Genomic DNA, 19946 nt, shown 5'->3' with positions numbered 1-19946 from the left:
CTCACGCTCCGGCGGTGGCGACGAGGACGACGGCGACCACCAGGACGACGGTGCCTGCGAGCAGGGCGCTGAGGTAGGTCTGCACGTTGCCGGTCTGGGCGCGGCGCACGGCCCAGCCGAGTGCCTTGGGGGTCTCGGCCGCTCCGCGTACGTACGTCTCGACGACGGCCCGGTCGAGGAACGCGACCAGGGAGGCGGCGGCCCGGACGGGACGGACGAAGAGGGCGGCGTACACGGCGTCGAGGTGGAAGCCGGTGGCCGCGTGGCGGTGCAGCGGGCCCAGCAGGAGCCGGCCGGGGTCGGCCGGGTCGGGGGCCGCGGCGATGTCGCCGTAGGCCGGGGTGTGGCTCGCGATGGCCTCCGCCTCGACCAGGCCGCCGTCGCCGGTCTCGGTGTCGATCGCGACGGCACCGAGGGGCGGGCGGGCGGCCAGGGCGGTGGTGTGCCGCCAGGCCGCGTAGGTGACGAGGCCGCCGACGAGGGCGACGCCGGTGCCGAGCACCGAGGTCGTCAGGGTCGGGGCGAGCGAGCGGCCGTCGAACCAGTCGGGCAGCACACCGGTGACCAGGCCGAACGCGAGGGAGGGGATCGCGAGGACCCACAGCACGAGGTTCATGACGACCGGCTGACGGCCGTGGTCGGGGGCCGGGGCGCCGCGCCCGTTGAAGGCGAGCAGCCACAGGCGGGTCGCGTAGGCGGCGGTCAGCAGGGCGGTGACCAGGCCGGCGACCAGGACGATCCAGCCGGCGGCGGCCGGGATGCCGTTCTCGTGCCCGGTGGCGGTGTGTTCGGCGGCGCCGAGGACGGCCTCCTTGGAGAAGAAGCCGCTGAAGGGCGGGATCGCGGCGAGCGCGAGCAGCGCCACGGTCATCGTCCAGAACGCGTCGGGCACGCGGTCGCGCAGGCCGCCCATGCGGGACATGGCGGCCAGGGAGTTGGTGCCGGCGGCGTGGATGATCACGCCCGCCGCGAGGAACAGGAGCGCCTTGAAGGCGCCGTGGGACAGGAGGTGGAAGACGGCGGCGCCGCGGTCGCCGACGGCGAGGGCGCCGGTCATGTAGCCGAGCTGGCCGATCGTCGAGTACGCGAGGACGCGCTTGATGTCGTCCTGGGCGAGCGCGGCGAGGGCCGAGCCGGCCATGGTCACGGCGGCCATGACGGCCAGCACGATCAGCGCGGCCTGTGAGGCGGCGAAGACCGGGAGGAGACGGGCGACGAAGTAGACACCGGCGGCGACCATCGTCGCGGCGTGGATGAGCGCGGAGACGGGCGTGGGGCCCGCCATCGCGTCGGGCAGCCAGGTGTGCAGCGGGAACTGCGCGGACTTGCCCGCCACACCGGCGAGGAGCAGCAGGGCGATCAGGGTCGGGTGGTCGAGGCCGCCGTCGCTCGTGACCGCGCCCAGGACCGTCGTGATGCGGAACGAGCCGGCGTCCGCGGCGAGCGCGAACAGGCCGATCAGGAAGGGGACGTCACCGAGCTTCGTGACCAGGAAGGCCTTCAGGGAGGCGGCGCGCGCCTCGGGGGTCTCCCAGTAGTGGCCGACGAGGAAGTACGAGCAGATGCCCATGACTTCCCAGCCGACGAGCAGCAGCATCAGGTCGCCGGTGTAGACGACCAGGAGCATCGCGGAGGTGAAGAGGGAGACGAGCGCGGCGTACGAGGGGTAGCGCGGGTCGTCGCGCAGGTAGCCCGTCGAGTACAGCTGGACGCAGGTCGCGACGAGCGTGACCAGGACGGCGACGAGGGCGGCGAAGCCGTCGATGTGCAGGGCGAGTTCGATCGGCACGGAGCCGGTCGGGGTGAGCTCGGTGTGCGCGTCGAGGGCCGCGGTGTGGTTGCCGGTGCCGCCGCCCTGCCGGACGGCGACGAGCACGGCCAGGGCCAGGGCGGCCACGGTCGGCAGCACGGCCAGGGGGCGGACGAAGCCGGGGGCCGTGCGACCCAGGAGCAGGCCGGCGGCGGCGCCGAGGAACGGCAGGAGGGGGACGAGGACGGCGAGGGTCGTGGTGGTCACGCGGTGGCCTCGGCCTTCTCGTCGGCGGCGCCCGGCGCGTCCGCGGCGGCCGCGGGTGCGGCGGGGGCGTCGGGTTCGTCGTCCGGGTCGCGCGGCTCGGCGGAGTCGCGGAGCCGGTCGATGTCCGAGGTGCCGCGGGCCCGGTACACGGCCAGGACGATCGCGAGGCCGATGCCGATCTCGGCGGCGGACACGGCGATGGTGAACAGGGTGAGCGCCTGGCCGGCGTGCAGGGTGTCGCGGAGCCAGACGTCGAAGGCGACGAGGTTGAGGTTGACCGCGTTGAGCATCAGCTCGACGGACATCAGGACCAGGATCGCGTTGCGCCGGGCCAGTACGCCGTACAGGCCCGTGCAGAAGAGGAGGGACGCCAGGACGGCGGGATAGGCGAGGTGCATCAGCGGTTGCCCTCCCGTGCGGCGGGGGTGGTGGCCCGCTCGGCGGCGTTCCTCCTGCGGGACAGGACGATCGCGCCGACGAGGGCGGCGAGGAGCAGGACGGAGAGCGCCTCGAAGGGCAGCACCCAGTGCCGGAACAGGATCGAGCCGGTCACGGCCGTGTCGCCCTGCACCGTGTCGAGGTCGATCCACGTCGCGCGGAAGGCGTCGACGACGACCCAGACGAGGGCGGCGGCGGAGACGAGCGCGACGCCGAGGGCTACGGGACGGTTCGGGCCGTCGGCGTCCGGCGAGCGGCCGATGGGCGCCCGCGTCAGCATCAGTCCGAACAGGAGGAGGACGACGACGGAACCTACGTAGATGAGGACCTGCACCCACGCGATGAACTCGGCGGTGAGCAGGAGGTACTCGACGGCGAGCCCGCCCAGGGTCACGATCAGCCACAGGGCCGCGTGCACGAGCTGCTTGGTGGTGACGGTGACGATCGCGGCGCCGAAGGTGACCAGACCGACGAGCAGGAACGCGATCTCGACGCCGGTCGGGGAGAGGAACCCGTGCGGGGTGCCGGTCGCGGCGGCGGAGTGCGCGGCTGCGGTGATCATGCGGGCTCCTTTCCGGGTCCGTCGGCGGGTCCGTCGGTGGGCTGATCGGGGGCGGCCTGTTCGGCGGCCTGGGCCGCGGCGAGTTTGTCGGCCGTCTTGCGGGCCGCCGCGAGCTCCTTGGGCTCCTCGGCGGCCGGGTCCAGCGCGGGCGGGGCCGGCACCGTCCACATCCACTCGCGGAGCTTGTCCCGCTCGTGGGTGAGCTCGCGGATGTCCGTCTCGGCGTACTCGAACTCCGGCGACCAGAACAGCGCGTCGAAGGGGCACACCTCGATGCAGATGCCGCAGTACATGCAGAGGGAGAAGTCGATGGCGAACCGGTCGAGGACGTTGCGGCTGCGCTCGCGGCCGCCCGGGGCGGCCGGCGGCACCGTCTCCTTGTGGGAGTCGATGTAGATGCACCAGTCGGGGCACTCACGGGCGCAGAGCATGCAGACCGTGCAGTTCTCCTCGAACAGGCCGATCACGCCACGCGTGCGGGGCGGGAGTTCGGGCTGGACGTCCGGGTACTGCTCGGTGACGGTCTTGCGCGTCATCGTGCGCAGGGTGACGGCGAGGCCCTTGGCCAGGCCGGCTCCCGGGAACTTCGCGGACATCAGCTGATCGCCACCTTCACGATTCCGGTGAGCGCGATCTGCGCCAGGGCGAGCGGGACGAGGAGCGTCCAGGACAGCTTCTGGAGCTGGTCCTCACGCAGGCGGGGGTAGGTGACGCGCAGCCAGATCACGACGAAGGCCAGGATCGCGGTCTTGAGCAGGGTCCAGACCCAGCCGAGCCCGTCCGCGCCCCAGGGGCCGTGCCAGCCGCCCAGGAACAGGACGGTGGTCAGTCCGCACAGGACGACGATGCCCGCGTACTCGGCGAGCAGGAACAGGGCGAAGCGCAGGCCCGTGTACTCGGTGTACGCGCCGAAGATGATCTCGGAGTCGGCGACCGGCATGTCGAAGGGCGGGCGCTGCAGTTCGGCGAGGCCCGCGACGAAGAAGACGAGCGCGCCGACGATCTGCCAGGGCAGCCACCACCACTCGAACGCGTCGAGGATGCCGGGCAGCGACACCGTGCCCGCCGCCATCGCGACCGAGGCGGCGGCGAGCAGCATCGGGAGTTCGTACGCGAGGAGCTGGGCGGCGGTGCGCAGGCCGCCGAGGAGGGAGAACTTGTTGGCGCTGGCCCAGCCCGCCATGAGCGAGCCGAGCACGCCTACGCCCATCACGGCGAGCACGAAGAAGATGCCGGCGTCGACGACCTGGCCGACCGCGCCGTCGGCCGGGCCGACGGGGATGGCGAGCAGCACGAGGAGGTACGGGAGCAGGGCGACGGCGGGGGCGAGCTGGAAGACGCGGCGGTCGGCCGCGGCCGGGACCACGTCCTCCTTCTGCGCGAACTTGACGCCGTCGGCGACCAGTTGGGCCCAGCCGTGGAAGCCGCCCGCGTACATCGGGCCCAGGCGGCCCTGCATGTGGGCCATGACCTTGTGCTCGGTCTGGCCCACGACCAGGGGGAGCACGAGGAAGGCCACGAAGACGACGACGAGCCGCAGGGCTACGTCGAGCGTGTCGTTCACCGTGTACCTCCTTCGGGACTCTCGGGGCTCTCGGGGTTGTCTGGGGTGCCGGGGCTTTCCGTGCCGTCGGGGCTGTCGGCCTGGGGCTGATCGGGCTCGGGCTGACCGGACTCGGGCTGACCGGGCTCGGGCTGACCGGGCTCGGGCTCGGGCTCGCCGGGCGTTTCCGGCGCGGCCGGGGGCGCCGGGGCCTCCGGTTCGTCGAAGGCCGGGCGGGCGTGGTGCCAGGGGGCATCGCTCGGGCGGGACTTGGCCGGGCCGGCGGCGTCGGGCGTGCCGTCGGACGCAGGGGCCTCCGGCGCCGGGGCGGGCGCCTCGGGGCGCTGGGAGGCCGAGCCCTCGGAGACGCTGCGGGCGCGGCGGGCAGGGCGGGCGGGGCGTTCCGTCGCCTCGCCACCCTCCGCACCGGCACCCGCGGCAGCCGCAGCCGCCGTCTGGCTCGCGGAGCCCTCGCTCGCCGAACGAGTACGGCGAGCGGGACGCGGCGGAGCCTCGGCACCCGCGGCAGCCTCATCCGCACCCGGAGCCGCCGTCTGGCTGGCCGAGCCCTCGCTCGCCGAGCGGGCACGGCGGGCCGGGCGCTCGGCGGCACCGGCACCCGCACCAGCTCCCACACGCGCACCGGCACCCGCGCCGGCGGCGCGTCCCGCGCCCCGGGCCGGGCGGGCCGGGGCGGGCGGGAGCTGGCCCTTCATCGGGCCCCAGTCGTTGGGGTCGGGGACGCCGGGCGGGAGCATCTGGCGGCGCTTGGGGCCGCCGTGCTCGGACTCCCCCGGCTCCTTCGCACCCGGCCACGCCTTCGCGACGCGCGCCGCGAGCACGAAGTCCTTGCGCAGCGGATGCCCCTCGAAGCCTTCGGGGAGCAGCAGCGGGACGAGGTGCCGGTGGTCCGTGAAGTCGACGCCGAACATCTCGTGCGTCTCGCGCTCGTGCCAGGCGGCCCCGGCGTACACGCCGACGGCGGACGGCAGGACCGGCGCCGCGTGCGGCACGGTCGTGCGCAGCAGCAGTCGCCGTACGGAACCGGGGGCGACGGCGGCGACGTGGGCGCAGACGCGGAAGCCGGACTCCGGTTCGTCGACCGCGCTCAGCCAGTCGAAGTAGGTGCAGCCCAGGGTCGTACGGGCCGTCTCCAGGGCGGTGAGCCAGGTGTCGGCGGGGACGTCGACCGTGAGCAGGTCGTACGCCTCCTCGACCGTGGCGTCGGCGCCGAAGAGCTCCTCGACGGGGCTCGGCAGCCAGCTCATCGGTCACCCCCGGACGGCGCGGGCGGCTGGACGAGGCCGCTGCTCAGCGCGGCGGCGGAGGGCCGCCCGGCCGCGGCGTCGGCGGAGGCGTAGCGCTCGCCCAGCGACTCGCGGGCGATCTTCTCCTGGAGCTTGAGGATGCCCTGGAGCAGCGCCTCGGGCCGGGGCGGGCACCCGGGCACGTACACGTCGACGGGGATGATCTGGTCGACGCCCTTGGTCACCGAGTACGAGTCCCAGTACGGGCCGCCGCAGTTGGAGCAGGCGCCGAACGAGATGACGTACTTCGGCTCGGGCATCTGCTCGTACAGGCGCTTCACGGCCGGGGCCATCTTGTCGGTCACGGTCCCGGAGACGACCATCAGGTCGGCCTGGCGCGGGCCCGGGGCGAACGGGATGACGCCGAGGCGGATGAAGTCGTGCCGGGCCATGGACGCGGCGATGAACTCGATCGCGCAGCAGGCGAGTCCGAAGTTGAAGACCCAGAGCGAGTAGCGGCGGCCCCAGTTGAGGACCACCTTCATCGGTTCGGGGGCGAGCCGCGACAGCACGCCGAGACGCTTCGGCTCCGGAAGGTCCACGGGTTCGGATGCGGGGGTCACGTCCACGTCAGGACGCCCTTCTTGTATGCGTACAGCAGGCCCACGGCCAGGAAGCCGAGGAAGATGAACATCTCGACGAGGGTCGCCGCGCCGTATCCCGGTGCGGCGAAGACGGTCGCCCAGGGGAACAGGAAGATCGAGTCGACCGCGAAGATCACGTACAGGAACGCGTACACGTAATAGCGGACCTGGGTGTGGGCCCAGCCGTCGCCCACGGGGTCGACGCCGCACTCGTAGGTGAGGAGTTTCTCCGGGGTCGGTGCCACCGGCCGCAGCAGGCGGCCCGCGCCGAAGGCGACGGCGACGAACAGCACGCCGATGACGGCGAGCAGTCCGACCACCGAGTACGAGCGGAAGTAGTCCGCCGCGATGACGGTCACGTCTCAGCGCCCCTCGCGTGTTCGTTGTGTTGGTTTCGTCGTGCTCGTCGCGTTCGACGATCTATACGAACGATCTGTACGCACGGGAGTCTAGGGCCTGTTAAAGGGAGGGTAAGCAGCCTGGTCCGAGGTGCGGACACGGGTCCACCGCGCGAGGTGGGGTTATCCCCCGTTCGTCCCGGGCGGTCCGCCTCATGGCGTCCTGTCACGCGCGCAGGGCACCCTTTCGGCTATGACCGAGCCACTTGTCCCCCCTGTCGACCCACCCGGCGCCGCAGCGGCGTTGCCCCCGGCGCGCTTCGCGTACGACGGGCAGACGTGGAAAGAGATCGCGTTCCTGCTGAGCAGCTTCCCGCTGGCCGTGTTCGGCTTCGTGTACGCGGTGACGATGCTGGCGCTCGGCGCCGGCCTCACCGTCACCGTGATCGGGCTGCCGCTGATCGCGGGCGGGCTGCGGGGGGCGCGGATGCTGGGCCGGGCGGAGCGGGCGCGGGCCCGGGCGCTGCTCGGGGTGCGGGTGGAGGAGCCGAGTCCGCTGCCGGTGCGGCGCGCGGGCGGCTTCTTCGGCTGGCTGTGGAACGGGCTGAAGGACCCGGTGGGCTGGCGCAGCGTCCTGTACGAGGTGATCCGGCTGCCCTGGGGCGTGCTCACGTTCGCGGTGACGCTGGTGGGCCTGTTCGTGCTGTGGCCGGTGCTGCCGTTCGTCGCGCGGGGCCTGACCAACGCGGACCGGGCGATGGTGCGCGCCCTGCTCTCCCCGTCGGACGAGCTGGAGCGGCGCATCGCCGAACTGGAGTCCGACCGGGGGGTCGTCGTGGACACCGCCGCCGCCGACCTGCGGCGCATCGAGCGGGATCTGCACGACGGGGCGCAGGCACGGCTCGTCAACCTGGCGATGGGGCTCGGTCTGGCCAAGGAGAAGCTGGCGGAGGGGCAAGTCGACGACACCGTCGCCGCGATGGTCGACGAGGCGCACGGCGAGGTGAAGCTGGCGCTCCAGGAGCTGCGCGACCTGGCCCGGGGGATCCATCCGGCGGTGCTGACGGACCGGGGTCTCGACGCGGCCCTCTCCTCCGTGGCCTCGCGCTGCACGGTGCCGGTGAAGGTGACCGTCGAGCTGCCGGCCCGGCCCGCCGAGGCGATCGAGGGCATCGCGTACTTCACCGTCTCCGAGCTGCTCCAGAACATCAGCAAGCACAGCGGGGCGGCCCAGGCCTCCGTCGACGTGTGGCGGACCGAGGAACGGCTGCTCATCCAGGTACGGGACGACGGGCGCGGCGGCGCGTCCGTCGACAAGGGCACGGGGATGGCCGGGCTCGCGGAGCGGCTCGGGGCGGTCGACGGGCTGTTCGTCGTGGACTCGCCGGAGGGCGCGGGCACGACGGTGACGGCGGAGCTGCCGTGGCGGGACCGGGAGCCCGGTCCGGGCACCGGAGCGCGGCCGAGGTAGGGAAAACCCCCGGTCGCAGACGCCGACCCGCCGGATGGTCCGGGAGGCGGCGGAACGGGAGTCTGAAGCACAGAGAAGAGCGGGAGCCGAGCGGTTCGCCGAACGCGACAGAAACGGATGACGTCCATGGCCACGCAGCAGTACGGACACCGGGGCGAGTACTCGTACGCGTACGACGAGCTCGACGACCACGAGGGCCGGGGCGGCGGGCACGGGCCGCGGCGCGGGCTCGGGCGGCTGCCGGCCGGACTGCGGGCGCCGATCGAGGGGCGGGCCTGGCGCGAGTTCGCCTACGTGCTGCTCAGCCTGCCGATCGCGATCGCCGGGTTCGTGTGGGCGGTGACCATGGTGTCGCTGGGCGCGGGGCTGCTCATCACGTTCATCGGGGTGCCGGTCCTCGCGGGGGCGCTCGCCGGGGCCCGCGGGTTCGGGGCGCTCGAACGGGTACGGGCCCGGGCCCTCCTCGGGGTCACGGTCGGCTCGCCCGAGCCGGTGCGGCCGCGCAAGAACGGGCCGATGGGGTGGATCGGGGCCGTCCTCAAGAGCGGGGTTTCCTGGCGGAGCGTGCTGTACGGGGTGCTGCACCTGCCCTGGGCCGTCTTCTCCTTCGGGGTGTCGGTGGCGTTCTGGACGACGGGCTGGACCCTGCTCACGTATCCGCTGTGGCAGTGGGTCTTCCCCATGTACGGCGGTCAGGGCGGCATCCAGCTCTACGGCGACGAGGCCCACTCCGTCTACCTGGACAACCCCTTCGAGATCACCGTCACCGCGCTGATCGGACTCGCCGTGACCCTCGTGACGCCCTGGGTGATCCGGGCGCTGACGACGGTGGACCGGCTGGCGGTCGTCGGGCTGCTCGGCCCCTCGCGGCTCCAGTCCCGGGTCGTGGAGCTGGAGTCCGACCGGGGGGTCGTCGTGGACACCGCCGCCGCCGACCTGCGGCGCATCGAGCGGGATCTGCACGACGGGGCGCAGGCGCGGCTCGTGGGGCTCGCCATGGATCTGGGGCTCGCGAAGGAGAAGCTCTCGCAGGATCCGGAGGCGGCGGCGCGGATGGTCTCCGACGCGCACGGTGAGGTGAAGACGGCGCTCCAGGAACTCCGTGACCTGGCCCGCGGGATCCATCCGGCGGTGCTCACCGACCGGGGTCTGGACGCCGCCCTGTCCTCCGTCGCCTCCCGCTGCACGGTGCCGGTGACGGTCGAGGTCGACCTCGCGGAGCGGCCCGCGCCGGCGATCGAGGGCATCGCGTACTTCACCGTCTCCGAGCTGCTCCAGAACATCAGCAAGCACAGCCGGGCCACGCGGGCGTCGGTGGACGTGTGGCGGGCCGGGGGGCGGCTCATGCTGCAGGTGTACGACAACGGGGTCGGCGGGGCGGAGGCCTCCGGCGGGAGCGGGCTGGCCGGGCTCCGGGACCGGATCGAGGCGGTCGACGGGATCCTGCTGCTGAACTCGGCCCCCGGCGGCCCGACCCGCGTCACGGCGGAACTCCCCTGGCGCCGAGCCTGACCTCTGCGGCGGCGCCGGACCGGGTCCTCGCCTCCCCGCACGCTCGTTCCCGGCCCCCCTTGCGAACTGCCCCGGCGCTGACACGCCGGGCAGACGCTGTGCCCCATGCGGGGCCGGGGCTGTTCGACGAGCGGCTACGACGCCGCCGTAGGGGCAGAGGATCGTCGCCGACCGCCGCGCCGTCGTGGCTGGTCGCGCCCCGCGGCGGAGCCGCTGATAGATACAGCCCCGCGCCCCTGAGAGGCACACTTCGTGCGCCCCCAGGGGCCCGTTGGTCGCGCACCGGCCGGCCCACGCCCCGCCGAAAACTGGCCGCACCTCACCCACCCCGGGTCCAAATATCCCGGCACGCCCCGCGGCGGCGCAGGGGCTGTAATGCTGGACCCCGTCAGGGACGGCCCAGGTAGAGGGGCCGGGGCGCAGGTGGGGGGACAGAAAACGTGGAGGTCAGGGTGCGGGTGGTCATCGCAGAGGATTCGGTGCTGCTGAGGGAGGGCCTGACCCGGCTGCTGACCGATCGCGGGCACGAGGTCGTCGCCGGCGTCGGCGACGGAGAGGCCCTGGTCAAGACGATCGTCGAGCTGGGCGACCAGGACCAGCTCCCCGACGTGGTCGTCGCGGACGTACGGATGCCACCGACGCACACGGACGAGGGCGTCCGCGCCGCCGTCCAGCTGCGCGGCCGCTTCCCGGGCCTGGGCGTCCTGGTCCTCTCCCAGTACGTGGAGGAGCAGTACGCGACGGAACTGCTCGCGGGTTCCAGCCACGGCGTGGGCTACCTGCTCAAGGACCGGGTGGCCGAGGTCAGGGAGTTCGTGGACGCGGTCGTGCGGGTCGCGCAGGGCGGCACGGCCCTGGACCCCGAGGTGGTCGCCCAGCTGCTGGGCCGCAGCCGCAAGCAGGACGTCCTCGCGAACCTCACCCCGCGTGAGCGCGAGGTCCTGGGCCTGATGGCGGAGGGCCGGACGAACTCGGCGATCGCCCGCCAGCTCGTCGTGAGCGACGGCGCGGTCGAGAAGCACGTGAGCAACATCTTCCTGAAGCTGGGGCTCTCGCCGAGTGACGGGGATCACCGTCGCGTTCTGGCCGTCCTGACCTACCTGAACTCGTGAGTACCTGACACTCTGTCAGATGGCGACACTCCGGCAGCACACCGGAACCAGAACCGAAGGACGCGCGGCCCGCGTCTTCCGGCAGGGCGCGAGCGGGACCCCAGGGGGCGGACGGACCATGGTGAACCGGGACGAGACGACGTCTCAATATGCGGTCCATGCGGCGATCGCTCAGAGGAAGGTGACCCTTACAGACGTAGGGTGGACCTTGGGAAGGCCGGTGGGACGGCCCAGCCCGCACAGCCGCCTCGAGGGAGGTCCAGTTCAGTGACCAGCCAGGTCAGTAGCACCGCCGAGCAGGCCGACGGGGCCGACAGCGCGGTCGTCGGAGAACAGCGCACACACGCGGGGGCACCGGGCAAGGACGTGCGGCGCGTGGACCGGGTCATCATCCGGTTCGCGGGCGACTCCGGTGACGGCATGCAGCTCACCGGCGACCGTTTCACATCGGAGACGGCGTCGTTCGGCAACGATCTGTCGACTCTGCCGAACTTCCCGGCGGAGATCAGGGCGCCCGCAGGCACACTGCCGGGCGTCTCGTCGTTCCAGCTCCATTTCGCGGACCACGACATCCTCACGCCGGGCGACGCGCCGAACGTGCTGGTGGCGATGAACCCGGCCGCGCTGAAGGCGAACATCGCGGATGTGCCGCGCGGCGCGGACATCATCGTGAACACGGACGAGTTCACCAAGCGTGCGATGACGAAGGTCGGTTACGAGGCCAGCCCGCTGGAGGACGGCTCGCTGGACGCCTATCACGTGCATCCGGTGCCACTCACGACGCTCACCGTGGAGGCGCTGAAGGAGTTCGACCTCTCGCGCAAGGAGGCCGAGCGCTCCAAGAACATGTTCGCGCTGGGCCTGCTGTCGTGGATGTACCACCGGCCCACCGAGGGCACGGAGAAGTTCCTCAAGGCCAAGTTCGGCAAGAAGCCCGAGATCATGAAGGCGAACCTGGCTGCGTTCCACGCCGGCTGGAACTTCGGCGAGACCACTGAGGACTTCGCGGTCTCCTACGAGGTCGCGCCGGCCGCCACCGCGTTCCCGACGGGCACGTACCGCAACATCTCCGGGAACCTGGCCCTGTCGTACGGCCTGATCGCCGCCTCGAAGCAGGCCGATCTGCCGCTCTACCTGGGGTCGTACCCGATCACGCCGGCCTCGGACATCCTGCACGAGCTGTCCAAGCACAAGAACTTCGGCGTGCGCACCTTCCAGGCCGAGGACGAGATCGCCGGTATCGGCGCCGCACTGGGCGCGGCCTTCGGCGGCAGCCTCGCCGTCACCACCACCTCCGGCCCCGGCGTCGCCCTCAAGTCCGAGACCATCGGCCTCGCCGTGTCGCTCGAACTGCCCCTGCTCATCGTCGACATCCAGCGCGGCGGCCCCTCGACGGGGCTCCCGACGAAGACCGAGCAGGCCGACCTCCTCCAGGCGATGTACGGCCGCAACGGCGAGGCCCCGGTCCCGATCGTCGCCCCCCGCACCCCGGCGGACTGCTTCGACGCCGCCCTGGAGGCGGCCCGGATCGCGGTCACCTACCGCACCCCCGTCTTCCTCCTCTCCGACGGCTACCTCGCCAACGGCAGCGAGCCCTGGCGGATCCCGGAGGTCGACGAACTCCCCGACCTGCGCACCCAGTTCGCCCAGGGCCCCAACCACACCCTGGACGACGGCACCGAGGTCTTCTGGCCCTACAAGCGCGACCCGCAGACCCTCGCCCGCCCCTGGGCGATCCCCGGCACCCCCGGCCTCGAGCACCGCATCGGCGGCATCGAGAAGCAGGACGGCACCGGCAACATCTCCTACGACCCGGCCAACCACGAGCTCATGGTCCGCACCCGCCAGGCCAAGATCGACGGCATCCAGGTGCCCGACCTCGAGGTCGACGACCCGAACGGCGACGCCGACACCCTCGTCCTCGGCTGGGGCTCCACCTACGGCCCCATCACCGCCGCCGTCCGCCGCCTGCGCACCGCCGGCGAGACCATCGCCCAGGCCCACCTGCGCCACCTCAACCCGTTCCCCGCGAACCTCGGCGAGGTCCTCAAGCGCTACGACAAGGTGGTGATCCCGGAGATGAACCTGGGACAGCTCGCCACCCTCGTCCGGGCGAAGTACCTGGTCGACGCCCAGAGCTACAACCAGGTCAACGGCATGCCGTTCAAGGCCGAGCAGCTCGCCAAGGCTCTCAAGGAGACCATCGATGACTGAGTCACTCCTGAACCTGGTGCCCAAGGCCGAGGCCAAGCAGTCCATGAAGGACTTCAAGTCCGACCAGGAGGTGCGCTGGTGCCCGGGATGCGGTGACTACGCGATCCTCGCGGCCGTGCAGGGCTTCATGCCCGAACTCGGCCTCGCCAAGGAGAACATCGTCTTCGTCTCCGGCATCGGCTGCTCCTCCCGCTTCCCGTACTACATGAACACCTACGGGATGCACTCCATCCACGGCCGCGCCCCCGCCATCGCCACCGGCCTCGCCTCCTCCCGCCGCGACCTCAGCGTCTGGGTCGTGACCGGCGACGGCGACGCCCTCTCCATCGGCGGCAACCACCTCATCCACGCCCTGCGCCGCAACGTGAACCTCAAGATCCTGCTGTTCAACAACCGGATCTACGGGCTCACCAAGGGCCAGTACTCCCCCACCTCCGAGGTCGGCAAGATCACCAAGTCGACGCCGATGGGCTCGCTCGACGCGCCCTTCAACCCGGTGTCGCTCGCGATCGGCGCGGAGGCCTCGTTCGTGGCCCGGACCGTGGACTCCGACCGCAAGCACCTCACGTCGGTGCTGCGCGAGGCGGCCGAGCACCCGGGTACGGCGCTGGTGGAGATCTACCAGAACTGCAACATCTTCAACGACGGCGCCTTCGAGGTCCTCAAGGACAAGGAGCAGGCCGAGGAGGCCGTGATCCGGCTCGAGCACGGGCAGCCGATCACCTTCGGGACCGACGGCGCGAAGGGCGTCGTGCGCGACCCGGCCACCGGCGACCTGAAGGTCGTGCCGGTGACGGACGCGAACCGGGCGGACATCCTGGTCCACGACGCGCAGGCCGCGTCCCCGACCACCGCCTTCGCCCTGTCCCGCCTGGCCGACCCGGACACCCTGCACCACACGCCGATCGGCGTGTTCCGCAACGTCCGCCGGCCGGTCTACGACGTCCAGATGTCCGACCAGCTGGACGCCGCCATCGAGCAGAACGGCAAGGGCGACCTGGCCGCGCTCCTCGCGGGCGGCGACACCTGGACCGTCGCCGGCTGACCTCCGGAACGTCCGTCAGGACCGTATGGCGATACGGGCATGACATGGACCGCCCCGCGGCGCTACCTTGCTTGATGGCCGCCGCGGGGCTGCCGTGTGTCTTGAGGAGGGTCCGTGGAGGACGGGGCGGCAGGGTCTGCGGCGCAGCAGGCGAGGAACGAGAGCCGCGTCGGCCTCGTCAACGGATTCGCGGCGTACGGGATGTGGGGCCTCGTGCCCTTGTTCTGGCCGCTGCTCAAGCCGGCCGGGGCGATAGAGATCCTGGCCCACCGCATGGTGTGGTCGCTGGTCGTCGTCGCCGCCGCGCTGCTCTTCGTCCGCAAGTGGGGCTGGCTGCGTGAGCTGCTGCGGCAGCCGAAGCGGCTCGGGCTCGTCACCATCGCCGCGGCCGTGATCACCGTGAACTGGGGCTTCTACATCTGGGCCGTGAACGCGGGCCATGTCGTCGAGGCCTCGCTCGGGTACTTCATCAACCCGCTGGTCTCGATCGCGCTCGGCGTCCTGCTCCTCAAGGAGCGGCTGCGGCCCGCGCAGTGGGCGGCCGTCGGCACGGGCGTCCTCGCGGTCCTCGTCCTGGCGATCGGCTACGGGCGGCCGCCGTGGATCTCGCTGATCCTCGCGTTCTCGTTCGGCACGTACGGACTCGTGAAGAAGAAGGTGAACCTGGGCGGCCTGGAGTCGCTGGCCGCCGAGACCGCCGTGCAGTTCCTGCCCGCGCTCGGCTATCTGCTGTGGCTGACCGCCCAGGGCGGCTCCACCTTCTCCACGGAGGGCCCGGGGCACGCGGCGCTGCTCGCGTCGACCGGCCTCGTGACGGCGATCCCGCTGGTGTGCTTCGGCGCGGCCGCGATCCGCGTGCCGCTCTCCACGCTGGGCCTGCTCCAGTACCTGGCCCCGGTGTTCCAGTTCCTGCTCGGCATCGTCTACTTCCACGAGGAGATGCCGGTCGAGCGCTGGGCCGGGTTCGGCCTGGTCTGGGTCGCCCTGATCCTGCTGACCTGGGACGCCCTGCGCACCGCCCACGCGGGCCGCGCGGAGCTGGCCCGCGTGGCCCGGGCCGCCGCGACCGCCGCGCCCTCCGGGACCGCCGCGCCCTCCGGGAAGAGCGCGGCCGAGGAGACGGTCGGGACGGTCTAGGCGTCTCGGTGTCCGGGCACTACGTGCCGGTGGTCACCAGCGGTCGTAGGCGGTGAACGGGGTGCCGCCGCCCTGGCCCGCCGTGATGAGCCGGCCCTCGTGCTCGTACATCGCGGTCACAGGGCTCGGCACATTGTCGCGGAAGTGGCGTTCGTCGAGCTCGTCGCCGTCGTCGGCGTCCAGCTCGACCAGGGTCGTGATCGCGGCGGACTGGGTGGACCACTCGTTCAGGACCGTCACCCGGTCGCCGAGCACGGCCAGCGCCGGGGCCGGGTTGTCCATCTCCTCCGACCAGACCTCTTCGCCGGTCCTGAGGTCGAAGGCGACGACGATGTCGTGGTCGCCCTTCCGCCAGTAGCCGGCCAGCGCGTAGAGCCGGTCGCCGGCGACGGCCGTCTGCATCGGCCGGCTCGCGTTGATCACGCCCTTGTCGCGCGAGGCGTCGATGGTGGGACCCGGGCGTCCGTTCGCGTCGAACGAGACGAACCGGCCGGCCTCGCCCGCGCTCGGACCGCTGGTCGCCGGATTGTCCGGGGCCGCCCCGACCGAGAGCACCAGCGGGTCGGCCGACACGATGCCGACCGAGGTCTTCGGGTCGAGCGGGCGGCGCTCGTCGAGCGGCGCGTTCCACCCCAGGGCGCCGCTCGCGCGGTCGAACGTGGCCACCGTCAGCTCGGACACCTCACGCTTGTCGCGTCCGCCGGCCTCGCAGGAGAGCACCGCGAACACCCGCTTCTCGCCGAGGGAGACGCTCTGCGGCGCGCACCGGTCGGGCAGCTCGGCCTTCCAGCGGAGCTTGCCGGTGCGCAGGTCCAGGCCGCGGAGCGTCACGTCGTCGCCCTTGGCCTTCTTCTTCACCAGGCTGCCCTGCGCGTCGACTTCCGAGCCGCGCCGGTCCTGGGCGACCACGGCGAGGTCACCGCGCGCGTCCACGGTCGGGGCGCTTCCCGGGACCACGTCGCCGAACGCGTCCTTCGCGGGCTTCGCCTCTTCCTTCCACAGCTCCCGGCCGTCCTTGGCGTCCAGCGCCATGATGGTCGTGCAGCCGGCTCCGGGCCGCCCGGAGACGTCGCCGCCGTCCGCGCCCCGGACGACCAGCACGGCCCCCGTGCCGGCGTGCTCCGCGGTACCACAGATCTCGCCCCGGCCCGGTGGCACGTACTCCCAGAGCCGCTTGCCCTCGTGTCCCTCGGCGAGCCCGAATCCGGTCACCGCGTCGAACCGGCTGCGGACGGCGACATCACCGACGACCCAGTTGTCGTCGCCCGCACCGACCGCCCCCGCCCGGTCCTTCTCGGCCGACCAGGACCGCACCATGGCGTCCCCCGGCAGATAGCCCTCGGTCGACATGAACCAGGCCGCGATCGATCCGATCCCGCCCAGCACGACGGCCAGTGTCACCACGGGCCCTATCCAACGTCTTCCCGACATCACGCGCCCCCCAAGGCTGCACATGTCCCAAGCCCCCGTGCGGCGTCACCCCCCTGGTGTCCACCGCCGCCCGGCCCGGCCCCCCGGCCGCGCGAGCGAAGATCATCGTAAGTGAGCCGGCTCGCTCGCGTGTCCTGGTTCTGTCCTCCTACGGCTCTATAACTGGTCTCATGACCTATGACTGGAAGCTCGTCGTCGACGTCGCCGACCCGCACGCCCAGGCCGAGTTCTGGGCCGCCGCCCTCGGGTACGAGATCGAGGACAACGCGGCACTGATCGGCCGGCTGCTCGGGTTCGGGGCGCTCGACGAGGCCGACACCGTGGAGCGCTGGGGGCGGCGCGCGTTCCGGGACCTGGTGGCCGTGCGGCACCCGGCGGACTTGGTGGACGAGGAGAGCGGCACCGGCCTCGGCCGGCGGATCCTCTTCCAGCGCGTCCCGGAGGCGAAGTCCGGCAAGAACCGGCTGCACATCGACCTCCACGTGGGCGCCGAGCGGCGGGCCGCCGAGGTCGAGCGGCTGACCGGGCTCGGGGCGCGCACGGTCCGCGAGTTCAAGGAGCGGGGCGGTTCCTGGGTGGCGATGACCGACCCGGAGGGGAACGAGTTCGACGTGCAGTGAGGCCGGTCGCCCGTGCGGGCTCCGCGGCTCCGCGGCTCCTCGGCTCCGCGGCTCCTCGCAAGAAACCCTCCCCCCAATTTCATGCATCTGCATATACTGCGTATGCAAGTAACAACGTTCTGCGTCCCTGGGGGAGCCATGTCCGACCGCAATTTCCTGTTCGTGCTCGGCAGCAGCCGCTCCGGCGGCAACTCCGAGATCCTCGCCCGCAAGGCGGCCGAGCAGCTGCCGCCGAGCACCGGACAGACCTGGATCGACCTCTCCGAGCACCGCCTGCCCGAGTTCGAGGACCTGCGCCACGACAGCGACCACGTGCGGCCTCGCGAGGGCGCGACCGCCCTGCTGCTCGACGCCACCCTCGCCGCGACCGACGTCGTGATCGTCTCGCCGCTGTACTGGTACTCGGTCTCCACGCCCACCAAGCGCTACCTCGACCACTGGTCGGGCTGGCTGCGCACGCCCGGCGTCGACTTCAAGGACACGCTCGGCGGGCGCACCCTGTGGGGCGTGACCGCGCTCGCCCACACCGAGGAGGTCGTCGCCGACCCGCTGGTCGGCACGCTGAACAACTCGGCGGCGTACCTCGGCATGCGCTTCGGCGGCGTCCTGCTCGGCAACGGCAGCAAGCCCGGTGACGTCCTCACCGACACCGCCGCGCTCACCCGCGCCAAGACCTTCTTCGCCGGGGACGCTCCGCTCGCGCGCTTCGCGTACGAGCAGGACTGATCAGGCGGTGATGTCCTTCGCCGTGAAGCGGGCCCAGGCCGCCGAGCCGAAGACCGCCGCGTACAGGGCCTGCAGTTCGAGGTTCTTGACGAGCTCGGTCCAGTAGACCGGCTCGCGCATCAGGTCGGCGAAGGACAGCCAGTAGTGCGAGAAGAAGTACGGCTGGATCGCGTGCAGCTGCGGGATCTGGTCGAGGATCTGAACCGTGATCAGCAGGCCGACGGTGGTGGCCATCGCCGCGATCCCGCTGTTCGTCAGCGTCGAGACGAACAGGCCGAGCGCGGCGATGCCGACCAGGGACAGCGCCACGGCGAGGGCGATCAGGAAGGCGCGGCCGAGGCCCTCGCCGAAGCCGATCGTGGTCCCCGAGATGGTCGTCAGGTCGCCGAGCGGGAACAGGACCGCCCCGGTGGCCAGCGCCGACACCGCCACCACGAGCGTCGCCACGAGGCAGAACGTCATCGTCGTCGCGTACTTGGTCAGGAGCAGCCGGGTGCGGCCCGCCGGGGCCACCAGGAGATAGCGCAGGGTGCCCGCACCGGCCTCGCCCGCCACCGCGTCGCCCGCGATCACCCCGACCGACATCGGCAGGAAGAACGGGAGCGTCGCGGCCAGCGCCGTGAACACCAGGAACAGCCCGTTGTTCGTGATCTGCGCGATGAACGCGGGGCCGCCGCCACCCTCGGGCCCTCCCCCGCCGACCCCCGAGCCGCCACTCGTCTCGATCTTCACCGCGACGCCGATGAGGATGGGCACCCCGGCCAGGACGGCGAGCAGAGCGAGCGTGCGCCAGCGCCGGAACGTCATGGCCAGCTCGCTGCGGAACAGTCCGAACGTCCACCGGAAGCGAGCCGCCCGCACCACCGGCGCCGCCGCCACCGTCTCAGCCCGCGACATCGAAACCCTCCCCGGTCAGCGCCACGAAGGCGTCCTCCAGCGAGGCCCGCTCGATGCCGAAGCCCCGTACCCGTACTCCCGCGGCGACCAGCGCCTCGTTCAGATCCGCCAGCTCCGTCTCCGGGGGTGGCGGGTCGGCGGTGACCCGGTCCTCCGCGGCCTCCAGGACCGTGATCCCGTGCTCCTTCAGGACACGGGCCGCGTCCGCCGGGTCGGGCGTCGTGACGGTGAGCGTGCCGCGGGCGCCCGCGGCGAGCTCGGCGACCGGGCCCTGGGTGATCAGCCGTCCGCGCGTCATCACGGCCGCGTGCGTGCAGACCTGCTCGATCTCGTCGAGCAGGTGCGAGGACAGAAAGACGGTCGTGCCGTCGGAGGCCAGCTCCCGCACCAGGGTGCGGATCTCGCGCATGCCCTGCGGGTCCAGGCCGTTCGTCGGCTCGTCCAGGACCAGCAGCCGGCGGGGCTGGAGCAGCGCGGCCGCGAGTCCGAGCCGCTGCTTCATGCCCAGCGAGTACGCCTTCGCCTTCTTGCCCGCGGCGGCCGCCAGACCCACCCGGTCCAGGGCCGCGCCGACCCGGGCCTTACGGGTGCGCGGATCGGCCGTCGGGTCCGCCGAGTCGTAGCGCAGCAGGTTGTCCCGGCCGGAGAGGAAGCCGTACAGGGCCGGGCCCTCGATCAGGGCGCCGACCTGCGGGAGCACCGTCCGGCTCGCCTTGGGCATCGGCCGGCCGAGCACCTGCGCGGCGCCGGACGTCGGCTCGATCAGGCCCATCAGCATCCGGATGGTGGTCGTCTTGCCCGACCCGTTCGGTCCGAGGAAGCCGAAGACGGCGCCCTGCGGGACGGTCAGACTCAGCCCGTCGACGGCGAGCTGTCCGCCGCGGTACCGCTTGCTGAGCTCGTGCGTCTCGATGACCGGCTGGGTCCCGCTGACCGGCGTCGCCATGCCTCTCCCTCGGATCCCTCGGATGTACGCGGTGCGGGGGCGGAGC

Annotated in this window: 19 protein-coding genes; 8 read left to right on the top strand and 11 right to left on the bottom strand. The window is 72.2% G+C overall.

What is annotated here, in order from left to right:
- Position 1: 1 nt before the first annotated feature.
- The 8 genes from ACIBTU_RS34615 to ACIBTU_RS34580 are packed head-to-tail and all read right to left on the bottom strand — an operon-like array spanning position 2 to position 6810.
- Positions 2-2017 carry an NADH-quinone oxidoreductase subunit L gene (locus ACIBTU_RS34615; protein ID WP_399130657.1) on the bottom strand — a complete coding sequence of 672 codons (2016 nt, stop codon included), beginning with the start codon at positions 2015-2017 and terminating at the stop codon, positions 2-4.
- Positions 2014-2415, bottom strand: coding sequence for an NADH-quinone oxidoreductase subunit NuoK (nuoK, locus tag ACIBTU_RS34610; RefSeq protein WP_399130656.1), 402 nt, complete (start codon positions 2413-2415; stop codon positions 2014-2016). The genes ACIBTU_RS34615 and nuoK overlap by 4 nt, the downstream gene beginning before the upstream one ends.
- Entirely contained in the window at positions 2415-3017 is a 603-nt protein-coding gene (locus tag ACIBTU_RS34605) for an NADH-quinone oxidoreductase subunit J (protein WP_399130655.1), read from the bottom strand. Before ACIBTU_RS34605 ends, nuoK begins: the two co-directional genes overlap by 1 nt.
- Positions 3014-3613, bottom strand: a complete 600-nt coding sequence (locus ACIBTU_RS34600; RefSeq protein ID WP_399130654.1) for a NuoI/complex I 23 kDa subunit family protein — start codon at positions 3611-3613, stop codon at positions 3014-3016. The genes ACIBTU_RS34605 and ACIBTU_RS34600 overlap by 4 nt, the downstream gene beginning before the upstream one ends.
- Positions 3613-4581: an NADH-quinone oxidoreductase subunit H gene (locus tag ACIBTU_RS34595; RefSeq protein ID WP_399130653.1), complete on the bottom strand. Its 969-nt coding sequence runs from the start codon at positions 4579-4581 to the stop codon at positions 3613-3615. The genes ACIBTU_RS34600 and ACIBTU_RS34595 overlap by 1 nt, the downstream gene beginning before the upstream one ends.
- Positions 4578-5828, bottom strand: a complete 1251-nt coding sequence (locus tag ACIBTU_RS34590) for an NADH-quinone oxidoreductase subunit C (protein ID WP_399130652.1) — start codon at positions 5826-5828, stop codon at positions 4578-4580. The genes ACIBTU_RS34595 and ACIBTU_RS34590 overlap by 4 nt, the downstream gene beginning before the upstream one ends.
- A complete protein-coding gene (locus ACIBTU_RS34585; protein ID WP_188337425.1) occupies positions 5825-6436 on the bottom strand; it encodes an NADH-quinone oxidoreductase subunit B in 612 nt (203 codons plus the stop codon). Before ACIBTU_RS34585 ends, ACIBTU_RS34590 begins: the two co-directional genes overlap by 4 nt.
- Positions 6427-6810 (bottom strand): NADH-quinone oxidoreductase subunit A, encoded by a 384-nt coding sequence (locus ACIBTU_RS34580; protein ID WP_399130651.1) that lies wholly within the window; start codon positions 6808-6810, stop codon positions 6427-6429. Before ACIBTU_RS34580 ends, ACIBTU_RS34585 begins: the two co-directional genes overlap by 10 nt.
- A 232-nt stretch (positions 6811-7042) precedes the next feature.
- On the opposite strand from ACIBTU_RS34580, the gene ACIBTU_RS34575 reads away from it, so the two are divergent.
- The 6 genes from ACIBTU_RS34575 (at position 7043) to rarD (ending at position 15280) form a co-directional block, all read left to right on the top strand.
- Positions 7043-8260, top strand: a complete 1218-nt coding sequence (locus tag ACIBTU_RS34575) for a sensor histidine kinase (protein WP_399130650.1) — start codon at positions 7043-7045, stop codon at positions 8258-8260.
- A 126-nt stretch (positions 8261-8386) separates the two neighbouring features.
- Entirely contained in the window at positions 8387-9772 is a 1386-nt protein-coding gene (locus ACIBTU_RS34570; RefSeq protein ID WP_399130649.1) for a sensor histidine kinase, read from the top strand.
- A 452-nt stretch (positions 9773-10224) separates the two neighbouring features.
- Complete coding sequence (locus ACIBTU_RS34565; RefSeq protein WP_399130741.1) at positions 10225-10884, top strand: LuxR C-terminal-related transcriptional regulator; 660 nt, start codon at positions 10225-10227, stop codon at positions 10882-10884.
- 267 nt (positions 10885-11151) lie between these two features.
- Entirely contained in the window at positions 11152-13098 is a 1947-nt protein-coding gene (locus ACIBTU_RS34560; protein ID WP_399130648.1) for a 2-oxoacid:acceptor oxidoreductase subunit alpha, read from the top strand.
- Complete coding sequence (locus ACIBTU_RS34555) at positions 13091-14143, top strand: 2-oxoacid:ferredoxin oxidoreductase subunit beta (protein ID WP_399130646.1); 1053 nt, start codon at positions 13091-13093, stop codon at positions 14141-14143. The genes ACIBTU_RS34560 and ACIBTU_RS34555 overlap by 8 nt, the downstream gene beginning before the upstream one ends.
- Before the next feature lie 201 nt (positions 14144-14344).
- Positions 14345-15280 carry an EamA family transporter RarD gene (rarD, locus tag ACIBTU_RS34550; RefSeq protein ID WP_399130740.1) on the top strand — a complete coding sequence of 312 codons (936 nt, stop codon included), beginning with the start codon at positions 14345-14347 and terminating at the stop codon, positions 15278-15280.
- A gap of 33 nt (positions 15281-15313) precedes the next feature.
- Here the strand turns inward: rarD and ACIBTU_RS34545 are convergent, their stop codons facing one another.
- On the bottom strand, positions 15314-16684 hold the full coding sequence (locus tag ACIBTU_RS34545; protein ID WP_399130645.1) for a PQQ-binding-like beta-propeller repeat protein: 1371 nt from the start codon (positions 16682-16684) through the stop codon (positions 15314-15316).
- 197 nt (positions 16685-16881) lie between these two features.
- Here ACIBTU_RS34545 and ACIBTU_RS34540 point away from each other — a divergent pair, with 197 nt between their 5' ends.
- Both ACIBTU_RS34540 and ACIBTU_RS34535 read left to right on the top strand, forming a co-directional pair.
- A complete protein-coding gene (locus tag ACIBTU_RS34540; protein ID WP_399130644.1) occupies positions 16882-17331 on the top strand; it encodes a VOC family protein in 450 nt (149 codons plus the stop codon).
- A gap of 138 nt (positions 17332-17469) precedes the next feature.
- Positions 17470-18057: a flavodoxin family protein gene (locus ACIBTU_RS34535; RefSeq protein ID WP_399130643.1), complete on the top strand. Its 588-nt coding sequence runs from the start codon at positions 17470-17472 to the stop codon at positions 18055-18057.
- Here the strand turns inward: ACIBTU_RS34535 and ACIBTU_RS34530 are convergent, their stop codons facing one another.
- Together ACIBTU_RS34530 and ACIBTU_RS34525 are read right to left on the bottom strand one after the other, a co-directional pair.
- On the bottom strand, positions 18058-18954 hold the full coding sequence (locus tag ACIBTU_RS34530; RefSeq protein ID WP_399130641.1) for an ABC transporter permease: 897 nt from the start codon (positions 18952-18954) through the stop codon (positions 18058-18060). It abuts the gene before it with no gap.
- Positions 18941-19900, bottom strand: coding sequence for an ABC transporter ATP-binding protein (locus ACIBTU_RS34525; RefSeq protein ID WP_399130640.1), 960 nt, complete (start codon positions 19898-19900; stop codon positions 18941-18943). Before ACIBTU_RS34525 ends, ACIBTU_RS34530 begins: the two co-directional genes overlap by 14 nt.
- Positions 19901-19946: the final 46 nt, after the last annotated feature.

Origin of the sequence: Streptomyces sp. NPDC050145 (assembly GCF_044460245.1) — a bacterium.
In the GTDB taxonomy this organism is placed as follows: Bacteria; Actinomycetota; Actinomycetes; order Streptomycetales; family Streptomycetaceae; genus Streptomyces.
The sequence above is the reverse complement of the archived record's forward strand: the minus strand, read 5'-3'. Positions and strand labels throughout refer to the sequence as shown.